Annotated in this window: 18 protein-coding genes and 2 pseudogenes; 7 read left to right on the top strand and 13 right to left on the bottom strand. The window is 70.9% G+C overall.

Going from position 1 to position 19,903, the window contains the following annotated elements; all coding sequences use genetic code 11:
* Nucleotides 1-6: 6 nt before the first annotated feature.
* Nucleotides 7-1,761 (top strand): dynamin family protein, encoded by a 1,755-nt coding sequence (locus tag ACZ5WG_RS21665; RefSeq protein ID WP_468725180.1) that lies wholly within the window; start codon nt 7-9, stop codon nt 1,759-1,761.
* Nucleotides 1,761-2,186: pseudogene (locus ACZ5WG_RS21660) on the top strand (dynamin family protein); the annotation flags it as partial. The gene ACZ5WG_RS21665 and the pseudogene ACZ5WG_RS21660, both read left to right, overlap by 1 nt.
* 319 nt (nt 2,187-2,505) lie before the next feature.
* Here the strand turns inward: ACZ5WG_RS21660 and ACZ5WG_RS21655 are convergent.
* Nucleotides 2,506-2,871 carry a darcynin family protein gene (locus ACZ5WG_RS21655; protein ID WP_468725179.1) on the bottom strand — a complete coding sequence of 122 codons (366 nt, stop codon included), beginning with the start codon at nt 2,869-2,871 and terminating at the stop codon, nt 2,506-2,508.
* A gap of 73 nt (nt 2,872-2,944) precedes the next feature.
* Entirely contained in the window at nt 2,945-3,838 is an 894-nt protein-coding gene (locus ACZ5WG_RS21650; RefSeq protein WP_468725178.1) for an NAD(P)H-binding protein, read from the bottom strand.
* A 106-nt stretch (nt 3,839-3,944) separates the two neighbouring features.
* On the opposite strand from ACZ5WG_RS21650, the gene ACZ5WG_RS21645 reads away from it, so the two are divergent.
* Entirely contained in the window at nt 3,945-4,895 is a 951-nt protein-coding gene (locus ACZ5WG_RS21645; protein ID WP_468725177.1) for a LysR family transcriptional regulator, read from the top strand.
* Nucleotides 4,896-5,012: 117 nt separating this feature from the next.
* Here ACZ5WG_RS21645 and ACZ5WG_RS21640 read toward each other — a convergent pair whose 3' ends face one another.
* Nucleotides 5,013-6,134 (bottom strand): NAD(P)-dependent oxidoreductase, encoded by a 1,122-nt coding sequence (locus ACZ5WG_RS21640; RefSeq protein ID WP_468725176.1) that lies wholly within the window; start codon nt 6,132-6,134, stop codon nt 5,013-5,015.
* 268 nt (nt 6,135-6,402) lie between these two features.
* Here ACZ5WG_RS21640 and ACZ5WG_RS21635 point away from each other — a divergent pair, with 268 nt between their 5' ends.
* Both ACZ5WG_RS21635 and ACZ5WG_RS21630 read left to right on the top strand, forming a co-directional pair.
* On the top strand, nt 6,403-7,305 hold the full coding sequence (locus tag ACZ5WG_RS21635) for a COG4315 family predicted lipoprotein (RefSeq protein ID WP_468725174.1): 903 nt from the start codon (nt 6,403-6,405) through the stop codon (nt 7,303-7,305).
* A 128-nt stretch (nt 7,306-7,433) separates the two neighbouring features.
* Nucleotides 7,434-8,477 carry a trypsin-like serine peptidase gene (locus ACZ5WG_RS21630; RefSeq protein WP_468725173.1) on the top strand — a complete coding sequence of 348 codons (1,044 nt, stop codon included), beginning with the start codon at nt 7,434-7,436 and terminating at the stop codon, nt 8,475-8,477.
* 78 nt (nt 8,478-8,555) lie between these two features.
* Here ACZ5WG_RS21630 and ACZ5WG_RS21625 read toward each other — a convergent pair whose 3' ends face one another.
* The 6 genes from ACZ5WG_RS21625 to ACZ5WG_RS21600 form a co-directional block, all read right to left on the bottom strand.
* The gene (locus ACZ5WG_RS21625; protein ID WP_468725171.1) at nt 8,556-9,671 is read right to left on the bottom strand and encodes an MBL fold metallo-hydrolase; all 1,116 of its coding nucleotides are present in this window, start codon (nt 9,669-9,671) and stop codon (nt 8,556-8,558) included.
* A 175-nt stretch (nt 9,672-9,846) separates the two neighbouring features.
* A complete protein-coding gene (locus tag ACZ5WG_RS21620) occupies nt 9,847-10,542 on the bottom strand; it encodes a hypothetical protein (RefSeq protein ID WP_468725170.1) in 696 nt (231 codons plus the stop codon).
* 180 nt (nt 10,543-10,722) lie between these two features.
* Nucleotides 10,723-10,929 (bottom strand): hypothetical protein, encoded by a 207-nt coding sequence (locus tag ACZ5WG_RS21615; RefSeq protein ID WP_468725168.1) that lies wholly within the window; start codon nt 10,927-10,929, stop codon nt 10,723-10,725.
* Between the two features lie 64 nt (nt 10,930-10,993).
* Entirely contained in the window at nt 10,994-12,613 is a 1,620-nt protein-coding gene (locus ACZ5WG_RS21610; RefSeq protein WP_468725167.1) for an ADP-ribosyltransferase domain-containing protein, read from the bottom strand.
* Nucleotides 12,614-12,686: 73 nt separating this feature from the next.
* Nucleotides 12,687-13,364: a macro domain-containing protein gene (locus ACZ5WG_RS21605; RefSeq protein ID WP_468725165.1), complete on the bottom strand. Its 678-nt coding sequence runs from the start codon at nt 13,362-13,364 to the stop codon at nt 12,687-12,689.
* Nucleotides 13,365-13,459: 95 nt separating this feature from the next.
* On the bottom strand, nt 13,460-14,872 hold the full coding sequence (locus tag ACZ5WG_RS21600; RefSeq protein WP_468725163.1) for an APC family permease: 1,413 nt from the start codon (nt 14,870-14,872) through the stop codon (nt 13,460-13,462).
* 407 nt (nt 14,873-15,279) lie between these two features.
* On the opposite strand from ACZ5WG_RS21600, the gene ACZ5WG_RS21595 reads away from it, so the two are divergent.
* Nucleotides 15,280-15,942 carry a hypothetical protein gene (locus ACZ5WG_RS21595; protein WP_468725162.1) on the top strand — a complete coding sequence of 221 codons (663 nt, stop codon included), beginning with the start codon at nt 15,280-15,282 and terminating at the stop codon, nt 15,940-15,942.
* Nucleotides 15,943-15,969: 27 nt separating this feature from the next.
* Here the strand turns inward: ACZ5WG_RS21595 and ACZ5WG_RS21590 are convergent, their stop codons facing one another.
* The 3 genes and pseudogenes from ACZ5WG_RS21590 to ACZ5WG_RS21580 all read right to left on the bottom strand — a co-directional run bounded on the left by ACZ5WG_RS21590 (nt 15,970) and on the right by ACZ5WG_RS21580 (nt 18,264).
* A complete protein-coding gene (locus tag ACZ5WG_RS21590) occupies nt 15,970-16,149 on the bottom strand; it encodes a hypothetical protein (RefSeq protein ID WP_468725161.1) in 180 nt (59 codons plus the stop codon).
* A 95-nt stretch (nt 16,150-16,244) separates the two neighbouring features.
* Nucleotides 16,245-16,660: pseudogene (locus ACZ5WG_RS21585) on the bottom strand (MFS transporter); the annotation flags it as partial.
* Between the two features lie 248 nt (nt 16,661-16,908).
* A complete protein-coding gene (locus tag ACZ5WG_RS21580) occupies nt 16,909-18,264 on the bottom strand; it encodes an MFS transporter (RefSeq protein ID WP_468725159.1) in 1,356 nt (451 codons plus the stop codon).
* A gap of 220 nt (nt 18,265-18,484) precedes the next feature.
* On the opposite strand from ACZ5WG_RS21580, the gene ACZ5WG_RS21575 reads away from it, so the two are divergent.
* Complete coding sequence (locus tag ACZ5WG_RS21575; RefSeq protein WP_468725158.1) at nt 18,485-19,027, top strand: heme-binding beta-barrel domain-containing protein; 543 nt, start codon at nt 18,485-18,487, stop codon at nt 19,025-19,027.
* A 92-nt stretch (nt 19,028-19,119) separates the two neighbouring features.
* On the opposite strand, the gene ACZ5WG_RS21570 is transcribed toward ACZ5WG_RS21575, so the two are convergent.
* Nucleotides 19,120-19,878 carry an SDR family NAD(P)-dependent oxidoreductase gene (locus ACZ5WG_RS21570; protein ID WP_468725157.1) on the bottom strand — a complete coding sequence of 253 codons (759 nt, stop codon included), beginning with the start codon at nt 19,876-19,878 and terminating at the stop codon, nt 19,120-19,122.
* Nucleotides 19,879-19,903: the final 25 nt, after the last annotated feature.

Raw genomic sequence — 19,903 nt, 5'->3', positions numbered from 1 at the left:
GGTGGGGTGGCGGCACTGTGGTCGGTACGGGGGGAGCACGAACGGGAGCTGCTGCAGGGTGAACTCGCCGAACAGGTGGCCCTGCTCGCGGACCGGGCCGGAGCGGACTCCGCGGCCTCGCTGATCCGCCGCACGGCCCGCCGCGCCCAGTCCCCACGGGCCCGGATCTGTGTCATCGGCGCTAGCAACGTCGGCAAGTCCCGCCTCGTCAACGAGCTGATCGGCACGGTCTGCCTGCCGGTGTCCGTGCACCCGACGGACGGACCGCCCGTCGTCGTGCGCCCGTTCACCTCCGAGCCCTCCGAGCCCTCCGGATCCGGGACTCCGCGGACTCCTGGGGAGGCCGGGCCCGAGGACCGTGGTCCGGCCGGCTTGCGTACCGTACGCGTCGAGGTGCCGTCCGGGTCCTGGCCGGCCCGTGCCGGAGTGGAAATCGTCGACACCCCCGGCTGGGAAGGCTGGTCCGGAGTGCGGCAGCCCGACACCGCAGCCCTCGCCAGGATCGTCGGAGACTGCGACGTGGTGGTGGTCGTCACCGAGGCGCGCCGCGCCATGCTCGCCACCGAGCAGGCCCGGATCAAGGCGCTCGCCGCCGCACCGCACAGCCCTCCGCTCGCCGTCGTCGTCACCAAGCTCGCCGAGGTCGAGGACGAGGCGGCCGACATCCTGCGACGCGTCAACCACCTCGTCGCAGTCCTGGCTCCGGAGGCCCTGGTGCTGCCCGGGGAACCCGACGGCGTCGCCCCGCTCCGCGCGGCCCTCGGCCAGCTGGCCGGCATCCGGCTGCGCCGCGCGCTGCGGACCATCCGCAGGCTGCACCTCCTCGCTGCCACCTGCGGCCTGGTGGAGGAGGCCGCCGCGCGGGCGCTCACGGACGTGCACCGGACCGACCCCGTCAGAACGCGGACCGCACAGATCTGGCACACGGCCCACGAGAGCGCACGCTTCCACTGGATCGTGCTCAGCGCCGACGCGGGGGAGTGGCGCGCCTCGCTCGTCCAGACGATCGCCGCCGAGGCGCGCAGACGTCGGGCCGCCGCAGCGCGCGAACTCGCCTCGCGCTTCTCCCAGATGCTGGAGACGCCGGAGGAACAGCACTTCATCCGCCTGCACGCGATCCCGTACACCGCCGAGGCCCTGCAGCAGTTCGAACGGTGGATCACCGGGACCGTCGACCGGGTACTCGAAGAGGGCACCCGCCGACTGCGCGGCATCCTGCTCCGCAACAGGCCCGGCGAGGAACTGTTCCAGGGACTGGCCGCCCCCGGTGCCGGGCGGGTCGTGCCGGCCGCGGCACTGCCCGGTGTCGCCGACGCGGCCGCCGCCGCGGAGTCGCAGAACGCCACCGGCTGGGACGCCTCCTGGCTGCCGGAGTTCGTCGGTACCGCCATCGAGAGCGTGCTGACTCCGGTCTCGACCGAGGTCGTGGCGCAGATCGCGGGAGCGGCCGGTACGGCGCTGCTCACGGAGGCGCTCGAACACGGCCAGGCCGAGAGCCGTGAACGCGCCATCGACGACCTGGAACGGATCGTCGAGGCGGCCTTCACGGAGCAGGTGGCGCGGACCGAGGCACGCATCGGGCAGGTGTACGACCGCCTGCTGAGCCAGGCGCGGGACCGCGACGAGCAGTGGTGGCGGCTGCACACCACAGCCGTCGCCGCACAGCCGGAGTCCCTCGACCACTGGCGTTCACTGCAGAGCACGGCGCGATCGCTGAGCCGCTCCGTGCACGCCCACCTCTCTCCCCTGGAAGGGACCTGATGGCGCACGAGAACCGGCAGTTACCGGCCGGCCAGGAATCACCGGCCGCGCAGTTCCGCGGCTGGAGCGACAACATCGGCACACTTCGCTCGTACTACCAGCGCCTGCAGCGAGTGGCCGGCGAGGCCGCGGCGGTCATCGTCCCGCCCGGTGGCGCGGGTGGGGCACTGGACCTCGGCATCAACGGGGCGGTCTTCGAGCGCGAGACCTTCCGCATCATGGTGCTCGGCGAGTTCAGCAGCGGCAAGAGCACCCTGATCAACGCCTTGCTGGGAAAGCGGCTGCTGCCCACCAAGGCCAATCCGGCCACCGCCTTCACGACCGTCCTGCGCTGGGGCGAGACCGAGCGGGCCTGGCTGTACCGGGACGCGGACCGGCAGGGCGTCGAGACGGCGGTCACGACGGAGGAGTTCAAGCGGGAGGTCTCCTCCAGATCGACGCCTACGGCGCACCCCGCACCCCCTCGTTCGCGCTGGCCGTCGTCGAGCAGCCGCTGGAGCTGCTGCGCAGATCAGTCGAGATCAGGCCAAGGCGGGCATGCGGGACCAGCTCTACGCGTACGAGCAGCGGATCACCGATGTGGAGCAGCACATCGCGAGCTTCCTGCAGCCGTTCGTCTCCGAGGCGGACCCCGATCAGGTGTAGCCGCAGGCGCCCGTAGGGGCTTCGGGTGCGTGGATGCCAAGCACGGCGGCCCGGCCTCAGGTACTTCGCCGGCTGCCGGGCGGGGTGCGGGGCCGGGCATCAGGTGGTGATGGTGGCGACGGGTTCGAGGCCGTAGGTGCGGGCGTAGCCGTTCTCGGTGCCGACGAGGAGGTCGATGACCTCGAAGTAGCGGTCCCAGAAGGGGGTTTCGCGCAGTGCGTCGATGAGGAGCTGGTAGGCGTGGTGGTCTTCGGCTTCCCACACCCAGACGTCGGTGATGCGTGCGGAGTAGAACTCGGTGTCGTAGAAGCGTGACCGGACGCCGGTGGTCCTGGCCTCGATCGCGGGCAGGACATGGGTGGTGAAAGCGTCGACGCGTTGCTGGACGGTCAGGGCGAGCCACTCGGGTGTGGTCTTGACGAGCATGAACGCCGTGACCGGCAGTTCGGTATTTTCCGCTGGCATCAGGGTGCCTCCAAGATGGCGGGTGGTCTTGGTGCGCTGGGCCACTGTGTGCTCCGGCGACGGGTGGTGGGCTTCAGGAGAGGACGGCGGGCTTGAGGGTCCGGGCGCACCACTGCTCGAACCCGGTGGGGGAGGCGGTGTCCGGGGTGCGGGCGACACCGGCGTCCAGGCCCTGGTCCTTGGCCCGCTTCATGTCGACGACGCCCTGGACGAATGCCGCGTTGAGGCCGTAGCCGACGAGGGCGGTGTGCAGTTCGTCGAGCGGCTGGCGTTCGTAGCGGACGGGGCGGCCGAGCTGTTCGGTCATGATGCGGGCCAGGTCGTTGGGGGACAGGTCCTCCGGCCCGAGGACCGGCACGCTGTCGGTGCCGGTCCACGAGCGGTCCAGCAGCAGGCCGGCGGCGACGGCCGCGATGTCGGCGGTGGCGACGAGGGGGGCCTTGCGGTCGGCGTCGACGACGTCGGTGAAGACGCCCTTGTCGCGGATCGAGTCGGACTCCTCGAGGAGGTTCTCGAAGAAGGAGGGGTTGGCCAGGGCCCGGTAGGCGACGCCGCTGTCGGCGATGAGGTCGTCCATGGCGAGGGAGGCGGTGACCAGGCCGGCCCGGTCGGCGAGCGGGGTGCCGCGGCCGAGCGCGGAGACGCCGACGACACGGCTGACGCCGTGGGTGGCGAGCGCCTTCACGGCGGGGCGGGTGAAGCCGCTGAACGCGTCCTGCGGAGCCAACGAGGCGTCCGGGGGCACGAGCCAGAAGACGGCGTCCGCACCCTCGAAGGCCCGGTCGACGGCCTCGGCGTCTCCGTGCGAGCCGGTGATCACCTCGACGCGTCCGCGCGCCGCGTCAGGAAGCCGGGCGGGGTCGCGCACGATCACGCGCAGTTCCTCGCCTGCGGCGGGGGCGGACTCCAGGAGCCGGGAGAGGAGGGGACGGCCGATGTTCCCGGTGGGAGCGGTAATTACGATCATGAAAACCTCGCAGGTCGTGCCGGTCGGTACGCCCCTCATCCTGCTGAGGATCCCAGTGCTGCCACAATGGGAACTTCGGCACGGAATCATTGACTGAAATGGAATAATGCTGGTGAACAGCCCGGATCCGGCCCTCGACGCCAACCTCGCCATCGCGTTGAACGCCCTGCTGGCCGAGCACAGCGTCACCCGGGCCGCCGCCCGCCTGCACACCTCGCCCGCCGCCATGAGCCGCACGCTCGCCCGGCTGCGCCGCACGCTGCAGGATCCGCTGCTGGTCCGGGCCGGGCAGACCATGGTCCCCACCCCGCGCGCCCTGGCCCTGCGCGAGGAAGCCGCAGCCGTGGTGCAGCGCCTCGGGGCCCTGCTCGGCCCCGATACCGGCGTCGACCCCGCCACCCTGCGCAGCACCTTCACCCTCCAGACCGCCGACCTGGTCGGCGCGGCACTGGCTCCCGGACTGCTGCGCCTGGCCGAGCAGGAGGCGCCGGGGGTCTCGTTCCGGCTCCGGGCCGAGGAGTTGGAGGCCGGTCCCGCCCTGCGTGACGGCCGGATCGACCTGGAAGTCGGGTCCATCGACCACGTGGACCCCGAAACCAGGGTCGAGGAACTGGTCAGCCTCCGCATGGTGGCGGCCGTCAGGCCCGGCCATCCGCTGACCGAAGGACCCCTGACCCCGGCCCGGCTCGCCGCCGCCCAGCACGTCGCGGTGAGCCGCCGAGGCCGGTTCGCCGGCCCCCTCGACACCGCCCTGGCCGAGCAGAACCTTCATCGGCGGGTCGGCATCGTCCTCCCCAGCCACCTGGCCGCCATGACGCTCGCTGCTCGCAGCGACATCGTCTGCCTCGTACCTGCCGCACTCCCCGGCGCCGCCCCCTCACCCCTTACCGGCGACGCCATCGCCCTCGGACTGCACCTCCTGGACATCCCCCTGGCCATGCCGCCCGTGACCGTCGGCATGGCCTGGCACCCCCGCCATGCAGCCGACAGGGCCCACCACTGGCTCCGCAACGCCGTCCGCCGAACCCTCCGCGCACCCGGGAGCCCCGCCGCATGATCTGACCGAGGCACCGGGACATCCACGATCGGGCGGCAACAAGATCCGAGCGAGGCGCCGGCACCAACAGGCCCTGCACAGCAGAAGAGCAGCGGGGAGATCGGCAACACGATCGTGTCAGCCGGGCCCGCCGCCCGCGATGCCGTTCTCCTCGACGTAGCGCGCGAACTCGCCCACGATTCTGCGCGAGGCCTCCTCCATGGCCGCACGGGTCATACCCGCCGAGTGCGGGGAGAGCGTGCAGTGGGGGTTGTCGCCGAGGGGGGAGGTGAATGCGGCGCCCTCCGCCTCGAAGACGTCGACCGCCGCGTGCCATGGGCCCGACCTCGGGTCCCGAAGGGCGCGGTCGAGGTCCGCCTCGCGGACCACGCTCGCCCGGGCGGTGTTGACCAGCACCGACCCCGGCCGCATCAGCCGGAGTTCCTCGGCCCCGATGAGGCCGTTCGTCTCCGCCGTGGCGGGCACGTGCACGGAGACGATGTCACAGCCTTCCAGCAGCTCTCTCAGGGACGCGACCCGGCGACCGGGCCATCCGGCCGCACGTTCCGGCGTGAAGCGCGGCGATCCGAACACCCACACCTCTGCGCCGAAGGCACGTACCAGGTCGGCGACCCTGCGTGCCGTGGCCCCCGAACCCACCAGTCCGACGCGGGCGTCGGCCAGGCTGCCCGTCGGCAGGGCGGCGGTCGCCGCGGCCCAGGAGCCCTGCCGCAGAGCCTGCGCCCGCTGCGACACGCCGCGCAGGGCGTCGAGCATGAGGGCCAGGGTCAGTTCGGCGACGGCCCCGGCGTTGGCCCCGGGGGTGGTGCGGAGGGCGACGCCGAGACGTCGTGCGGCCGCGGTGTCGAACGTGTCGGAGCCCGCCGCGGCGCGGCCGACGAGTACCAGACGGTGCTGGAGGGAGTCCGAGGTGGCCCGTTCGAGCACCGCCTCGGTGAGGGGAATGCCGGCCCGGCACTTCAGGGCCTCATGGCCGAGGCCGCCGTCCTCCAGCTGCCGGGCCAGCTCCTCCTCCGCGAACCCGTCGAAGTCCACGGTCCGCCACTGCTGCGCGATGCGCGACCGGAGTTCGGGATCGGCCACCCGCCGGGTGTTGACGGTCGGTTCGAGGCCGAGACGGCTGAGGTCCGCCAGCTCGGTGAGCGCCGTCGTACCCGGCGCGCAGTCCACGACCAGGACCCGGCCGCGGGCGATGTCGCGCATGCGCTGCGGGGTGTTGTCCGGGAATGCCCTCGACATGGTTCCACTGCCCTTCAGTTGCCCTGTGGATCATGTCTAGCACTGCCGTTCCCGCAGAGGGGAAGGCGCCGGCCGTCGATACGGCGAGGGGGCCGGATCCGTCGGTGCAGGACGGCTCCTCCTGTCATCGGCCGGTTCGGGAATTGTCACCGTCGTGTCTCAGTGGCCGTACGGCAGAACTCGGCCGGGAGGAGCCCCGTGTCTCCAGTGTCCTCGTCCCGGAACCCGCCGGGGCGGCCGAACCGACCGAACGACCAAGGGGATTCCGATGCTCCGTACTCGTACTCGTGCTCGTGCCGCGTCCCTCGCCGCTCTCGCGACGGCCGGCGTGCTCCTGCTCTCCGCCTGCAACGGCAACGGCAACTACGGGGCCGCGGACGCCGCCGCTTCGCCGAGCGCCTCCGCGGCCGAACTGACCTTCCAGAACGGCACCGCCCGGCAGAACAACGCCCAGCCGAACACCGGCGACCTCGCGCCGGACGCCGCGCCCGCCGCGGCCCCGAAGAAGCCCGTGGCCCGCTCCTGGGTGCAGCTGTCCGCCGGCAAGGCGGGCGCGCTCAGCCCCGTGGTGATCAACGGGGCCGGGTTCACGCTGTACCGCTTCGACAAGGACTCGGCGCAGCCCTCGAAGTCGACCTGCTTCGACGCCTGCGCAAGCACCTGGCCGCCGTACCTGGTGGCCAAGGGCGGCAACGTCTTCCTCGACGGCATCCCGAAATCGGCGATCGGCTTCATCCCTCGCGACGGCGCCTTCCAGGTGACGATCGGCGGCTGGCCGGTCTACCTGTTCAGCAAGGACACCAAGCCCGGCGACACCAACGGACAGGGCGTGGGCGGGACGTGGTCCGGGGTGACACCGGACGGCAAGAAGGCCGGCCAGGGCGGCGGGAGCGGCGGTCAGGACGGCGGCGGCACCCCGGCTCCCGGGGCGGCCAAGCCCGCAGCCAGTGCGACGTTCTTCAACTCGGCGAACTTCGCCGACCCGGCCGAGGGCATCGCCGGCCCGGGCTGCAAGCCGGTCCGCTTCTCCGGCTCGCTGCAGATCAGCGGCACCGCCAAGATCTGGGACGGGCCGAACTGCACCGGCAAGTCCCAGGAGGTGCAGGGCGACGTCAAGGACCTGGCCGCCATCGGGTTCCCGGCCGTGAAATCCATCCGCTTCGGCGGCTGAGCCGGTCTCCGGGCGGGTGGAGGGGCCACGCACCGCCGTCCGCCCGCCCCGCTGATCCTCCCTTTCCGACCTCCGTCCGGCGCCCGGCAGTTCAGGGGGCCGCGGTCCCCACCCCGAGGAGCGTCACCATGAACATGCACTCCGGCCGCCCCTGGGGCGCCGAACGCCCGGGCGTCCTGGCCGCCCTGCTCGTCGTCCTGGCCGTCCTCGGCGTCACGACCGCCTGCTCCGGGCCGGCCGATACGCTCAGGCGAGTCGTACCGGGCTTCTCCAACCCCGTCATCCCCGGCCTCTGGACTCCGCAGCGCATGGCCGAAGCCGAAAGGTACGGCACGCCCGTGGCGGACGGGCTCGGTGCCGACCTGGGGGAGACCGACCCCGTCCCGGCCCCCGTCCGGGCCGCCGCCGAACGCACCCCGTACCGCGCGAGCGCCCCCGCGCTGGGGAAGGTCTTCTTCGACGGGCCCGACGGGCCGAGCGTCTGCTCGGGCACCGCCGTCGAGGACCCGGCCCGGCCGGGCCGCTCCAGCCTGGTGTGGACGGCGGGCCACTGTGTCCACGGCGGCGCAGGCGGCACCTGGCACCGCAACATCGTCTTCGTCCCCTCCTACAACGACCGGGGTCTCACCGGCGCCTCCCGCCGCGCGGCCGGGGCGGCCGAGATCGCTCCGCTGGGCACGTGGTGGGCGGACCGGGCCGTGACCTCCGAGCAATGGCTCGCGGAGGGCTCCGACACCGGCGGCGCCGGGGCGTCCGGCGACTTCGCGGTGCTGCGCGTGGCCCGGCAGGACACCCGCACATCGCTCCAGCAGGCGACCGGGGCGGCCGTACCCGTCTGGTTCGACGCGCCGCCCACGGCGGCGATCCCGGCGATGAAGGCCTTGGGCTACCCGGCCGCGGCTCCCTTCGACGGGCAGCGGATGTTCGCCTGCCAGGACCGGCCCGGGCGGCTGTCCCTGCGCCCCGACCGGCCCTCGCTGTACCGCATAGGGTGCACGATGACCGGCGGTTCCTCCGGCGGCGGCTGGTTCGCCCGGCGTCCCGACGGCGCCCTCGCCCTCGTCAGCAACACTTCCATCGGCCCGGCCTCGGCCACCTGGCTCGCCGGACCGCGACTGGGCGCAAAGGCCCGGGCCGTGTACACCTTGGTCGCGAAGGACGGCCCGCTCTGACGGGTGTTGCCGGGTGAGCGGGAGGTCGTGCAGAGGGCCGACGGCTCGGGCGGTGTCGTGGAGGCTCTCTCCCCGCCTCTACCGTGCTCCCCTGAGCGTGCTGGCCGGCTGACTGCCGCGGGCGGGCGAGTCGGGCCGCGGGGGGTCCGGCGCCGGGTTCTGGAGAGCGGGCCGGGACCAGGGCGCGTCGACGCCGCCGGACTCCGGCCGTAGCCCGAGCTCGCGGAGCTGGTTGACCGCCATCATGGCGGTGAACATCGTGTTCGGGTTGGCGCCGCCGCCCCCCAGTCCGGCGACGGCTTCCAGGTAGCGGGTGGTGAACGCGCTCGGCCGGACCCGCCTGCTCTCCCTGGTCAGACTGAGTGCCGCCTCCTGTAGGGCGGTGGCCTGCTCGAGCAGCCCGTCCAGGTAGGGCGCCACCTCGGCGCCACGGCGCACGGCGAAGGTGTGCCCGTCTGTGAGGTGTGTGGCTTCCCCCTCCTCGAAGAGGAGGGCGACGGCGCCGAGGGCTGTCTGGATCTTGAGCTGATCGGCGTCGACCATGGCGCCACAGGCGCCGTTGCCCTCGTCGGACAGGTGAAGGACGCCGCAGTCCCTCAGGTGCACGATCACGTGCCCGGCACAGTGGCCTTGGCTGCGCAGTACGCGGACCGCGCCGTCGGCGAAGGTCCAGCCGGTGAACCGCAGGGAGCCGATCCGAATCCGCTCCAGCGGTCGCTCCTCGTAGGTGCGGGTCGTGGCGCCGAAGGGCCGCATGGGCCGGAAGAGTGACACCACCTTGTCGGCGGCCAGCGCGGGTGCGGGTAGCGGTGCCGTGCCGGCGATGCGCTCGAAGGACCGCACCCAGTACGACGCCGGGTCCCGCATCTGGTCGAGGTCAAGAGCGGGGACGTAGTGCTCGACCGGTACACCCAGCTCGTCGGCCAGGTCGTTGTTGGCTACGTGGTCGGGATGGCCGTGCGTGGTCAGCAGCAGGGCCCGGGACCAGCGCCCGACCCGGTCCATCGCCGCCCGCAGTGCCGCGCGGAAGGCCGGCGTGACGCCGGTGTCGACAAGCACCACGGTGTCGCCGACCCGGTGAACGAGTGCGTTGGCGACGTCCGGCTGATCGTGCTCGAAATCCAGTTCCTGCCCGAGGACCAGCACGGTCCTGTCGTCGATCGGGATGAGTTCACCGAGCGCCGTCACGGTCATGGATCCTCCCGCGGTCTCGTCGGGTCCTGCTCGACTCGCCCTCGGTGAGGCCTGCCGCCCGCCTCGACGATGTCGACGACGAGTCTCCTGTGGACGAGCCTACGCCGCACCGAAGCCCGCCCGCATCAAGACCGGCATGGATGACACGGCATGCGCGCAGCGACCACGGGGCCGGTCACCCTGCGCCCCCGTCGGGCCCGTCGTCCGCCTTGTCGTCCGCCTTCTCGTCCGCGGCACGTCGCCGCGCGTCCTCCCGCGCCGCCCAGGCGGCCGAGTCGATCCCCGAGCGGTACCCCTCCTTCGGCCCCGACGAGTCCAGATGCACCGCCCACGCCCACAGGACAATCGCCGCCAGCAGGAAACAGCCCGCCACGCCCAAGACCGCGTCGACGTCATCGGACTGGGATTCCTCGTCCGTCCCGAAGAAGGCGGGAGGACCGCTGATGATCATGCTCACCCACCAAGCGAGGGCCGCGTTGAACGCGACAACGGCCAGCCAGTACAGAACCCGCACGGCCTTCGCCGGGCCGCCGTGCAGCGTGCGCAGCAGGAGCAGACGGCGCAGCCTCCCCGGCCCTCCCCGGTGGCGGCGCGCCGCAGCCTCGAAGGCGCGTACCGACGCGTAGGTCTCGTCGAGCCAGTGGCCGGGCTCCGGGTTCGGGGCCTCGGTCGGCGCCAATTTCTTGGCTTCGATCCAGCCGGTGATGAACTGGACCTCCATCTGCGCCTTCTCCAGCCTCCTGCGGTAGTGGTGGTCGGCGCTCCGCGCCTCGCGGCGGTCCCTGAGGACGAGGCTGATCCCACCCACCAAGCCGGTGATCACGGGCACGAAGAACGGCGCGAACGACACCAGGGAATCCACGCCAGGCACCGACAACGCCTCCTGTCCGACCCGGCCTCGGCTGGGGGCCTCCGCTCCAGCCTTGCACCCCCGGCGGCGGTCCCACCGCTCCACGCGGCCGATCGGGTGGGCCGCCGCCGGATCACGGGGGCGGAGCGTGGAGTGACCGCCGCAGGGAGGCGCGCCGGAACGGCCGGCGGTGCGACCCCGCTACTTCCCCGCTACTTCCCCTCGAGCGGCTCCAGCACCACTGAACCGGGCCGTGCGCAACACCTGGATCTCGTTGTAGACGGTCGTTGCGCGGTGCTGCACTTCGCAGGTGGCGTCCGAGCCGAACTTGTGCTCGTTCCGCAAGGTCACCTTGCAGTCGAAGCCGCCCTTCGCCATGGCGGCGATCGCGTCGTCGAGTGTGGACACACCCCGATTGCCCCTGCTGCAGCTGTCTTTGACAGGTCATCATCCGTGTGCACGAGCGGGGCGGTCAGGAGACGACGGGGGCGGCATCCTCTTCGGTCAGCTTGATCGTGCACAGGCCGCCGCGCTCGGCCTTCACGTCCGTCACCTTCAGCTGGGTGCCCGGCGCGAGGATGTATTCCTCCTCGCCGGTGAACGCGGAGAAGCTCCGGATCCCCACCGCCCGGGTGGGCGTCACCTCGAAGAGCGTCCGCTTGCCTCGGCTGCCCAGGAAGGACCGGGCCACGCTCAGCTCGGAGGTGCATGAGGACACGCCCCACCAGGTCACCGTCTCCCCGACCGGATACTGCGCCCGCAGGTCCAGCGACACACCGCGCCAGAGCGGCCGGGTGTGGGCGGGCAGCCCCGACACCGCCGAGAACAGCAGCCGCAGGTACGGGAGGTAGGGCACGACCTTGGTCCGGTCCGGCGAACGGAGGACGGCGTTGATCTCGCGGTAGAAGGCGGACTCGCAGGTGTACAGGTAGAGCGCGGCGATGGCGTCGGCGGACATGTGGCCGGCCGTCTCGTCCGCCCGGCGCTTGCCGAACTCGTGGGACCGGTCGATCTGCCGGCCGAGTCCGAACAGCACCTCGGCGACCGGGGCGACGGCGTCCTGAAAGTCCATCAGCGGAGTGTCGAACACACCCGTGATCGCCGGGAGGACGAGCCCCTCGTCCTTTACACCGGTGAGCCGGTCGAGGTACAGCTGGTGCAATTCCATGGTCGACGCGATGAAGGCCCCCATGCGTGCCGCGACGTCCCCGCCCGCACCGCCAGCCCCCGTCGCGCTCTCGTTCCACCCCTTGCTGGGCAGCCAGTCGATCTCGTCGGCGCCGAGCGATGCGAGGGCCGCGTTCACCGTGGCGAAGTGGTCGCCCTCGCAGAAGACGTCGCCCTGGGCCGCGGGGTTGGGGTGATCGATGTGCCGGACCTCGACGTCCGGGTACTTCTTCTGGAGCCGCAGGACGATCTTCTTCAGGCTGCGGGCGTGGGCACCCCACCAGGCGAACACGACGCCGCGGTCCTCCTCGTCGGCGTCCTGCTTGGCCTTGAGGATCTCCTCGACGATCCGTTCGGCGACGGGCCGCCAGAACGCGGTGTGCTGGTCGGCGCCCATCGCCCCGTCGCCGCTGGCCGTGAGCGAGGCGTTCAGCAGCAGTACGCCCTGCGTGAGCATCGCCTGGAACCACTCCGGCGGCTGGACCGTGTCCCGCTCCTTCAACAGGGCGCGGACGTCGGCGATGGGTGTCTTCTTGGCGATGCCGTACTTCCACATCGCGGCCGCTTTGATGATGCAGCGGATGCTGACGACCCTGCCGAACTGGCTGTCCTTCCAGTCGTTGAAGGTGTTGTCGAACATGGCTATCCCGGTGGCGCTCTCCGGCCGCGGGTACGGGTTCTGGCCGAAGACGACGACCTTCCACTTGTGCGGCGGGTTCGGCTTGAGCGCCTGGAAGGTCAGCTCACGGACCGGGACGACCTCCGGGCTGCGGCCCTGGCCGATGAACCGGGCGGCATCCGGCTGCGCTTCGATGACCGGCTTCAGGAGCGGAAGCCAGGGTTCACCGCCACCCTTGAAGAGTTCGGTGAGGCCCAGCGGGTCGTTCGCATCGGGCTGGGCCTCAGTGGTGGTGGCGTCGGTCATGGGGGAAGGGCTCCCGGTTGTCGTAACTGAGGGATGGAGGTGGCCGGCAGGCTGACCGGCGGTGTGTACGGGATCAGCGGCGAAAGGAATGCCCTTTCGGTGGCACGATGCGCACCCGCTCCGTGGCGGGCGCGCTCTCGATGCCGTCGAGCTGCGCGGTGATCGTGGCGCGCAGCTGGTCGTCGTCCTCGAACCAGTGGTCGTGGAAGAGCGTGAAGCCGGTCCACATCAGGTTGGCGCACACCCGGGCCGGCACCCGGCCGGTTTGCGCGCCCATCCCGACCAGCGCGACCGAACGAATACTGCCCGGCGCCTGACGGTTCTGCCGGTGGACGGCCTGGAACGCTGCGGCGCACGCCAGGGCGACGTTCAGCGTGTCCTTCACGTTCTGCGAGGACTGCACCATGGTCGGCGTCGATATCAGGTACCGCGGGACGGTCGCACCGGACGGGACGCAGACGGCACTGCCCACCGGGAGGGTCCCGGTGAACCGGTCGCGGATCGCCCGCTGCACGCGCAGCTGGATGCCCGCTCCGAGGTGCCGCTTGATGACGGCGTCGACCCCGCCGTCCATCCGGCCACGCGAGTTGGTCGGGGTGACCCAGGCATCGACGTCCTCGTCGAGGATCGAACCCCTGCGGATCTCGATCCCGGGGGTGTCCGCGAATGCCGCCCGCCACGCCTCCACCACACGCTCGTTGACGTCGGTCAGTACCACCCTGAGCACGGGCTCCACACGGTTCTCGGTCATCGTCCACTCCTGTCGGGAAACGGCCCTTCCAACACCCCCGACGCTATCGGCCACCACTGACAACGCCGCGGTGACAAGGGGACGATGACGTCCCATCACGGCGCTGTGCCCGGGGGATCCGACGGGATCGGGAGGAGCAGCAACGGCGTTCCGGCAAGCAGCACCGCGACGCCGATGATCGACCCCCATCCGGCATGGAACAGGCTGGACCAGAGCACCCACAGGCAGCTGAGGGCAAAGACCGCCGGGGTCACCGGATAGAGCGGCACGCGATAGTGCGACTCGCCGCCGGATTCGCGGCGGCGGAAGATGTAGACCGAGAGGGAGACCAGCAGCATGAAGAACCAGAACACCGGTGACGTATAGGCGACCATCGCCTGGAACCCGACACGTGTGGCGGCTCCGAAGACGACAAGTGCGGCTGACACCGCGCCCTGAAGTACGAGCGCGTTGGCGGGGGTCGAACCGTGCTCCTTCCACGTGCCGATCGAGCGGAGCGCGGCCACATCCCGGCCGAGCGCGTAGTACGAGCGCGACCCGGTGATGATCAGACCGTTGAGTGTGGTCAGGGTGGAGAGCACGACGACGACGCTCGTGATCGTCGCACCGGCGTCACCGGCGACGACGCGCATCATGGCGGCGCCGACGGCGTTGCTGTCACGGATGCCGTCGAGCCCCAGCACATGGAGATAGGCGAAATTGATCGCGAGGGATACTCCGATGACGATCAGGACGCCGACGACCAAGGCCCGGGCCATGTTGCGCCTGGCATCCTGAAGCTCACCCGAGAGATAGGCGGCTTCGTTCCAGCCGCCGTACGTCAGGAGGATGAACATCATCGCGAGACCGATGCTGCCCAGGGACGAGTCGTGTGGGGTTCCCTCACGAGGCGCCGGCACCGTCGCGACGAACGCGGAAATGATGATGCCGAGCATGGAGAGCACGGTGATGACCTCAACGACCTTCTGGGTCAGCTGCCCTGGCGTGGTTCCCACATAGTTGATGAGGGTGAAGACGGTGATGGAGACAAGGGCGTAGACGCCCGGGCCGTACGTTCCGAGCGGCCACAGCACATTCGCGTAGTCGCCCATCACGAACGCTGCGGCGGCGATGGCGCCGGGCTGGATCACCGTGCAGCGCGCCCAGGCGAACAAAAGTGCCACTCGTGGCCCGTAAGCTTCACGCAGAAACGCGTATTCGCCACCCGAGTTGGGGCGTGCGCTGCCCAGCTCGGCATAACAAACCGAGCCGACCACCGTGATCAGTCCGCCGAGCAGCCAAAGCAACACGAACACCGTCTCGTCGCTCGAGTATTTCGCGACCAGCGATGGCGTCTTGAAGATCCCGATACCGAGGACGATGCCCACCACCATGATTGCGACGTCGGTGGGCGTCAGGCCGGCCCGGGGGGCGGCGCTGACAGTTCCAGGCATCGGACACCTCGGGAGATCGGAAACGGCCGGCGAGAAGGCGGCCACCGCGGGTCGGCGCAGGAGCTCGGTGGCCACCGTCGCGGCGACCTCATCGTGACGGGCAGACGGCTACGGCGAGGAGGTGCCGACTTCCCCGCCACCATGCGCAACCGCCGATGGCTGCATTGTCGGCCGTTGGGACGGAGCAGCCGGTACCGGCACGGCTCGCCGATCGGGTGAGTGGTGTCCTGAGGAGCAAGCCATTTCCTCGTCCCCTGTGCACTGAGGTGGCCGCCATCCGGCTCACCGGATCGGGACTCACCGAGGCATGGTCATCCTCCAGCAGCCCGGGGGAGGACATACTGAGCGGGGCGGTCATCGGACGGCTCCACGACAACGCCGGAGGCCGAGCCGGTGGTGGCTCCGCCATCCAGACCTGCAATTACGCCGGTGCCACTGCCCGCGACAGCTTCGAACAACTCGCCCTAGCATCAAGTGACGGCATGCGCGAACTCACCTTCACGGCTTCGAGGAGACTCACGGCTGGGGGCATCCTCTGGGCGTCGTTGATCCAGATCTTCGTGGTGAACAATCTGATCGTTCTTCCCCATGCGTCGAGCCGGAACCTGGAAGAGCACATCATCTCGGCGCTCGGAGTGACGCGATGTGGTCTCATCGGGGGGTTCCGCTTCTGCTCACCCTGGCACGAGGCCGCCGACATCGCCTGGATCATCGGAGGGGTGTCCCTCACCCTGGCCGCGGTGCTCAATATGGAGATCTTTCCGGCAGACCGTCTCAGGAACCTCACGTTCGGCGTATTGGCCGTCAGCGGACTGGGACTCGTGTCCACCGGCTTCAATCCCTACAACCTCCGTCCGACCGTGCATCTCCTGTCCGCCGGAACGTGCTTCTTCTGCGGGGCTGTGGGCGTACTGCTCCTGGGGGGGCATGCTCCGGCAGGCGCGTCGGCCGTACTGGGGTGCAGCCGGCATCGCCTGCGGCGTGACCTCCGTCGTCTCGGCCACGCTCACGGCGATGAGACCGGACCCCGGGGTGCAAGGGCTGTTCGAGCGGATCGCTGCCTGGCCCAGCGTTGTGTGGATCATCTGGACCGGGGCGTTCATTATCGTGTTTGCGCGGCGGTCAGCCCACAGCAGCAGCCTTGACCGGAATGCCCGCGGCATCCCAGACAGTCAGTGACGGGTTCGTTCCTGCACGGTCTCTTCCGCCTCCGTGACCTCGCCCGTCACCCGCGTCCCCGGGTGTAGCAGTGTGCACACGTACGCCACGCCCAGCGCGATGGACATGCCGTAGAAGACCCACTGGTTGGCCTCGGCGAAGTCCATCTGGACGGCCTGGACGGCGCTCCGCATCAGCGCGGAGGTCGGCCCGCCGTCGGTGGGACCGTGGTCGTCCGGGTGACCGGTGACCGCTTCCGCGATGTTGCGGGCCGCACCCTGGACTTCCGAGCGGTGAGCGCGCCGGCGAGGACGAAGAACAGGGCCAGCGCCCGGCCCCGTTTTTGTCGACGGGGACGACGGAAACGACGACGGCGAGGGCGGCGGGGAACACCAGTGCCGCGCCCAGCCCCTGGGTGGCCCGGAAGATGATGAGCCAGCTCTCGGCGAAGTCTCCGGGCGGCACCGAGCCGCAGAGCACGGATGAGACGACGAAGACGAGCGTGCCCGCCACCACCATCCGGCGGTGCCCGAAGACGTCGGCGAGCCGCCCGCCGAGCGCGAAGCACGCGGCGAGCGCGAGCAGATACGCGTTGACCACCCGCTGCATTCCGGAGGACGACAGGCCGAGTTCCTCGACGATGCTGGGGGCGGCGATGCTGACGATCGTCTGGTCCACGAAGATCATCGCGACGGCGAAGACCATGGCTGCGAGGGCGAGCGTCTGGTTCGCCGCCGTGTCCGGCCGGCCGGACAGCCACAGCGCGGTTCCGCCTTGCCCACCGTTTCCGTGCGGAGCACCATGGGAGGAGCCCCCGGCGGCTCTCCCTCTGCCCTTCACAATCCTCATCTTCCCTGCCGGAGAGCCGGTCCGCACGCCGGTACGGGGCGCCGGGAGACGCTCGTACGCAGCGCTGCGGCGCGGTGTCGATCGCCGCCCCGACGGGCGGGTTCTCATGAGTCGGTGGGCTGTCGTCCCGGTTCGTTGCGCGGCAGCGTGACGGCCGCGAGGAGCAGTGCGGCGGCCAGGACACAGCTCGCGACCACGAATCCCGATGGGGCGGCCGCAGCGGTGACGATTCCCCTCTCGTCGGCCGCCTCGTCGTTCGCCGCCAGTACGACGGCCCCCGCTGCCGCCAGCCCGACCGCCCCGCCCAACTGCCGCAGCGTCTGACGGAGAACGGACGCATCGGCTCTCTTGCCCGCGGGAACCGCACGCATCAGTTCGGCGCTCAGGGCGGGGATCGGCATGCCCATTCCGATCCCCGCCAGGACCATCCCGGGGACCTGCCAGAGGTACTCGCGCGAGGGCAGGGCCATCGTCCAGGCCACCGCGCCGAGCGTGGCCGTTGCCAGGCCGAGCAGTACGGGCACCCGGATCGACCGGGAGCGCTCCAGTAGGTACCCGGACATCAACGTACCCGCCGCCAGGCCTGTGACCAGGGGAATCAGGGAGATCCCGGTGGCCAGGAGCGACAGGCCCATGGCCTGCCGCAGGAACAGCGTGCCGTGCACCAGCACGATCAGCTGCGGAGCCTGCACCATGAACGTGATCGCCACCGCAACGGCGTACGGGCGGATGGCCAGCAGCCGCAGATCGACGAGGGGCTGCCGGGACCGCAGGACGAGTCGCACCGCCAGGGCCAGCGCCAGCGCGCCCGTCGCCAGTGCGGCGAACGCTCTGACATCGGTGAAGCCCCAGACACCGCACTGGTAGAGCCCGAAGACGAGCACGACGAGGGAAAAGATCACGAAGAGTGGCTGGAGCGCGGTGAGGGTGCCACCCTCCGCGTCCTTGCGCAGCCGTGCCCCGGCGATCACCCACAGGATCGCCACGCCGACGGGCACGTTGACGAAGAAGACCGAGCGCCACCCGAGGAACTGGGTGAGGACCGCCCCCACCACGGGGCCGAGGACGAAGAAGACCTGCGCCAGACCCGCGTACACCGCCAGCGCCCTGCCGCGTTCGTGTTCCTCGTACAGGTCGGTGATCACCGTGGTGGCCACCGGGATCATCAGTGCGGCCCCCGCACCCTGCACGGCCCTCCCGGTGAGCAAGAACGGCTCGGCGGCGTCACCGCCCGGCGTGAGTCCGCAGACCGCGGAGGAGAGGACGAAGAGCACGGTCCCGAACCGGAAGGTGCGCAGAAGGCCGAACCTGCGGGCCGCCATACCGCCGACCGGCGCGAACGCCGACAGCGACAGGACGTAGACGAGCACCACGCCGTGCATCACGAACGTGGTCAGACCAAGACTTCGTGCCATCGGGTCGAGGGCGACCGCGACGACGGTCTGGTCCAGCATGACCATTCCCCCGGCGCAACCCATCGCGGCGACGACGAAGTGCCTGCGGGGTGCAGGAGAGCCTTCGGGAGAAGGCCGATGCGTAGGCGACACCCATGGCCAACGAGTGGAGCGCCCGGACGAAATGGCCCGGTCCGGGCGTGTCACGCTGTGTTCGTGCAGGATCCGGAATCGACGGCCCGGGCTGCACGCCGTCTCCGTTTTCGCCGACACAGACAAGGTGACCATGATCGATCCGGTGCAGGAGAATCCGTACCCCGACACCCACACCCTCGGCGAAGGTCCCGAGCCGCACCCGCTGTTGAGGCCGGTGCTGGGGCTGGTGGGGCGCTGGCACGGCCGGGGCCAGGGCCAGTACCCCACGCTGGAACGGGATTTCCGCTACGAGCAGGAGGTCGTCTTCAGCCACGACGGGCGCCCCTTCCTGCGATACGAAGCACGCGCCTGGCTGGTCGACGAGTCCGGGGCTCCCATCCGGCCTGCCGGTCGGGAGGCCGGCTGGTGGCGGGTGACGCCGGACGCGGGCCTGGAGGTCGTCCTCGCCCACCCCACCGGGATCGTCGAGACGTATGTCGGCACGGTGTCCGGTGCGGAGATCGAGATCGGGACGAAGGACGTGGCGCTGACCCCGCTGGCCAAGGAGGTCACCGGGACGCGCCGCCGCTACAGCCTCGACGGCGACCTGCTGACGGTGGTGCACGACATGGCGGCGGTGGGGCAGCCGCTCCAGCACCACCTGACCACGCGGCTGCGGCGCCGCTCTTCCTGACGGCCCGGGACGGGCGGAACCGGCCCCGCGCCCGCCGCCACCGCCGGGGCGGAAGCGGGGGCGGAAGCGGCAGCGGGGCCGGTTCCGGGAGGTCAGGCGGAGGAGCCGCTGTCGACGACCAGGTCGTGGCCGACCACGGAACCCGCCGCGGACGAGGCGAGGTAGAGGACTGCGGCCGCGACCTCCTCGGCCTCCGCGACGCGGCCGAGCGGGTTCTCGTTCTTGACCCGCTCTGCGCGGTCGGCCTCCGTCTCGCCCGGCCGCAGGGACATGGGCGCGGCGGAGGTTCCCGGGCTGACCGCGTTGATGCGCACGCCGTCGCGGACGTGGTCCAGGGCGGCTGCGCGGGTCAGCGCGGAAACGGCGGCCTTGGAGGTGATGTACGCGGCGGCGTTCGGGATGCGGGTGTGGGCGCCCAGGTTCGAGGAGATGTTCACGATGGCGCCGCCGCCGTTCTCCCGCATGTGGGCGATCTCGTGCTTCATGGCCAGCCAGACGCCGGTGACATTGGTCCGCAGAACCGCGTCCCAGTCCTCCTCTGCGATGTCGCCGGCGGGCACCGTGCCGCGGAGTATCCCGGCGTTGTTGACGGCGACGTCCAGGGAGCCGAATCGCGTGACGGTCTCGCCTACGAGAGCGGCCAGTTGGGCGGAGTCGGTGACGTCGGCGGTGACCGCCTCGGCCGTGCCGCCGGCCGCCCGGACGAGGCGCACGGTCTCGTCGAGGGAGGCCGCGGTCCGGCCCGCGGCGACCACACGGGCACCTTCGGCGGCGAAGGCGAGGGCGATTGCCCGGCCGAGGCCGGATCCGGCGCCGGTGACCAGGACGGACGCGTCGGTGAAACGGTTCATTGCGGTGGCTCCTTGTACGGGTGTC

The organism is Streptomyces sp. NPDC032745 (genome assembly GCF_055579465.1).
The sequence above is the reverse complement of the archived record's forward strand: the minus strand, read 5'-3'. Positions and strand labels throughout refer to the sequence as shown.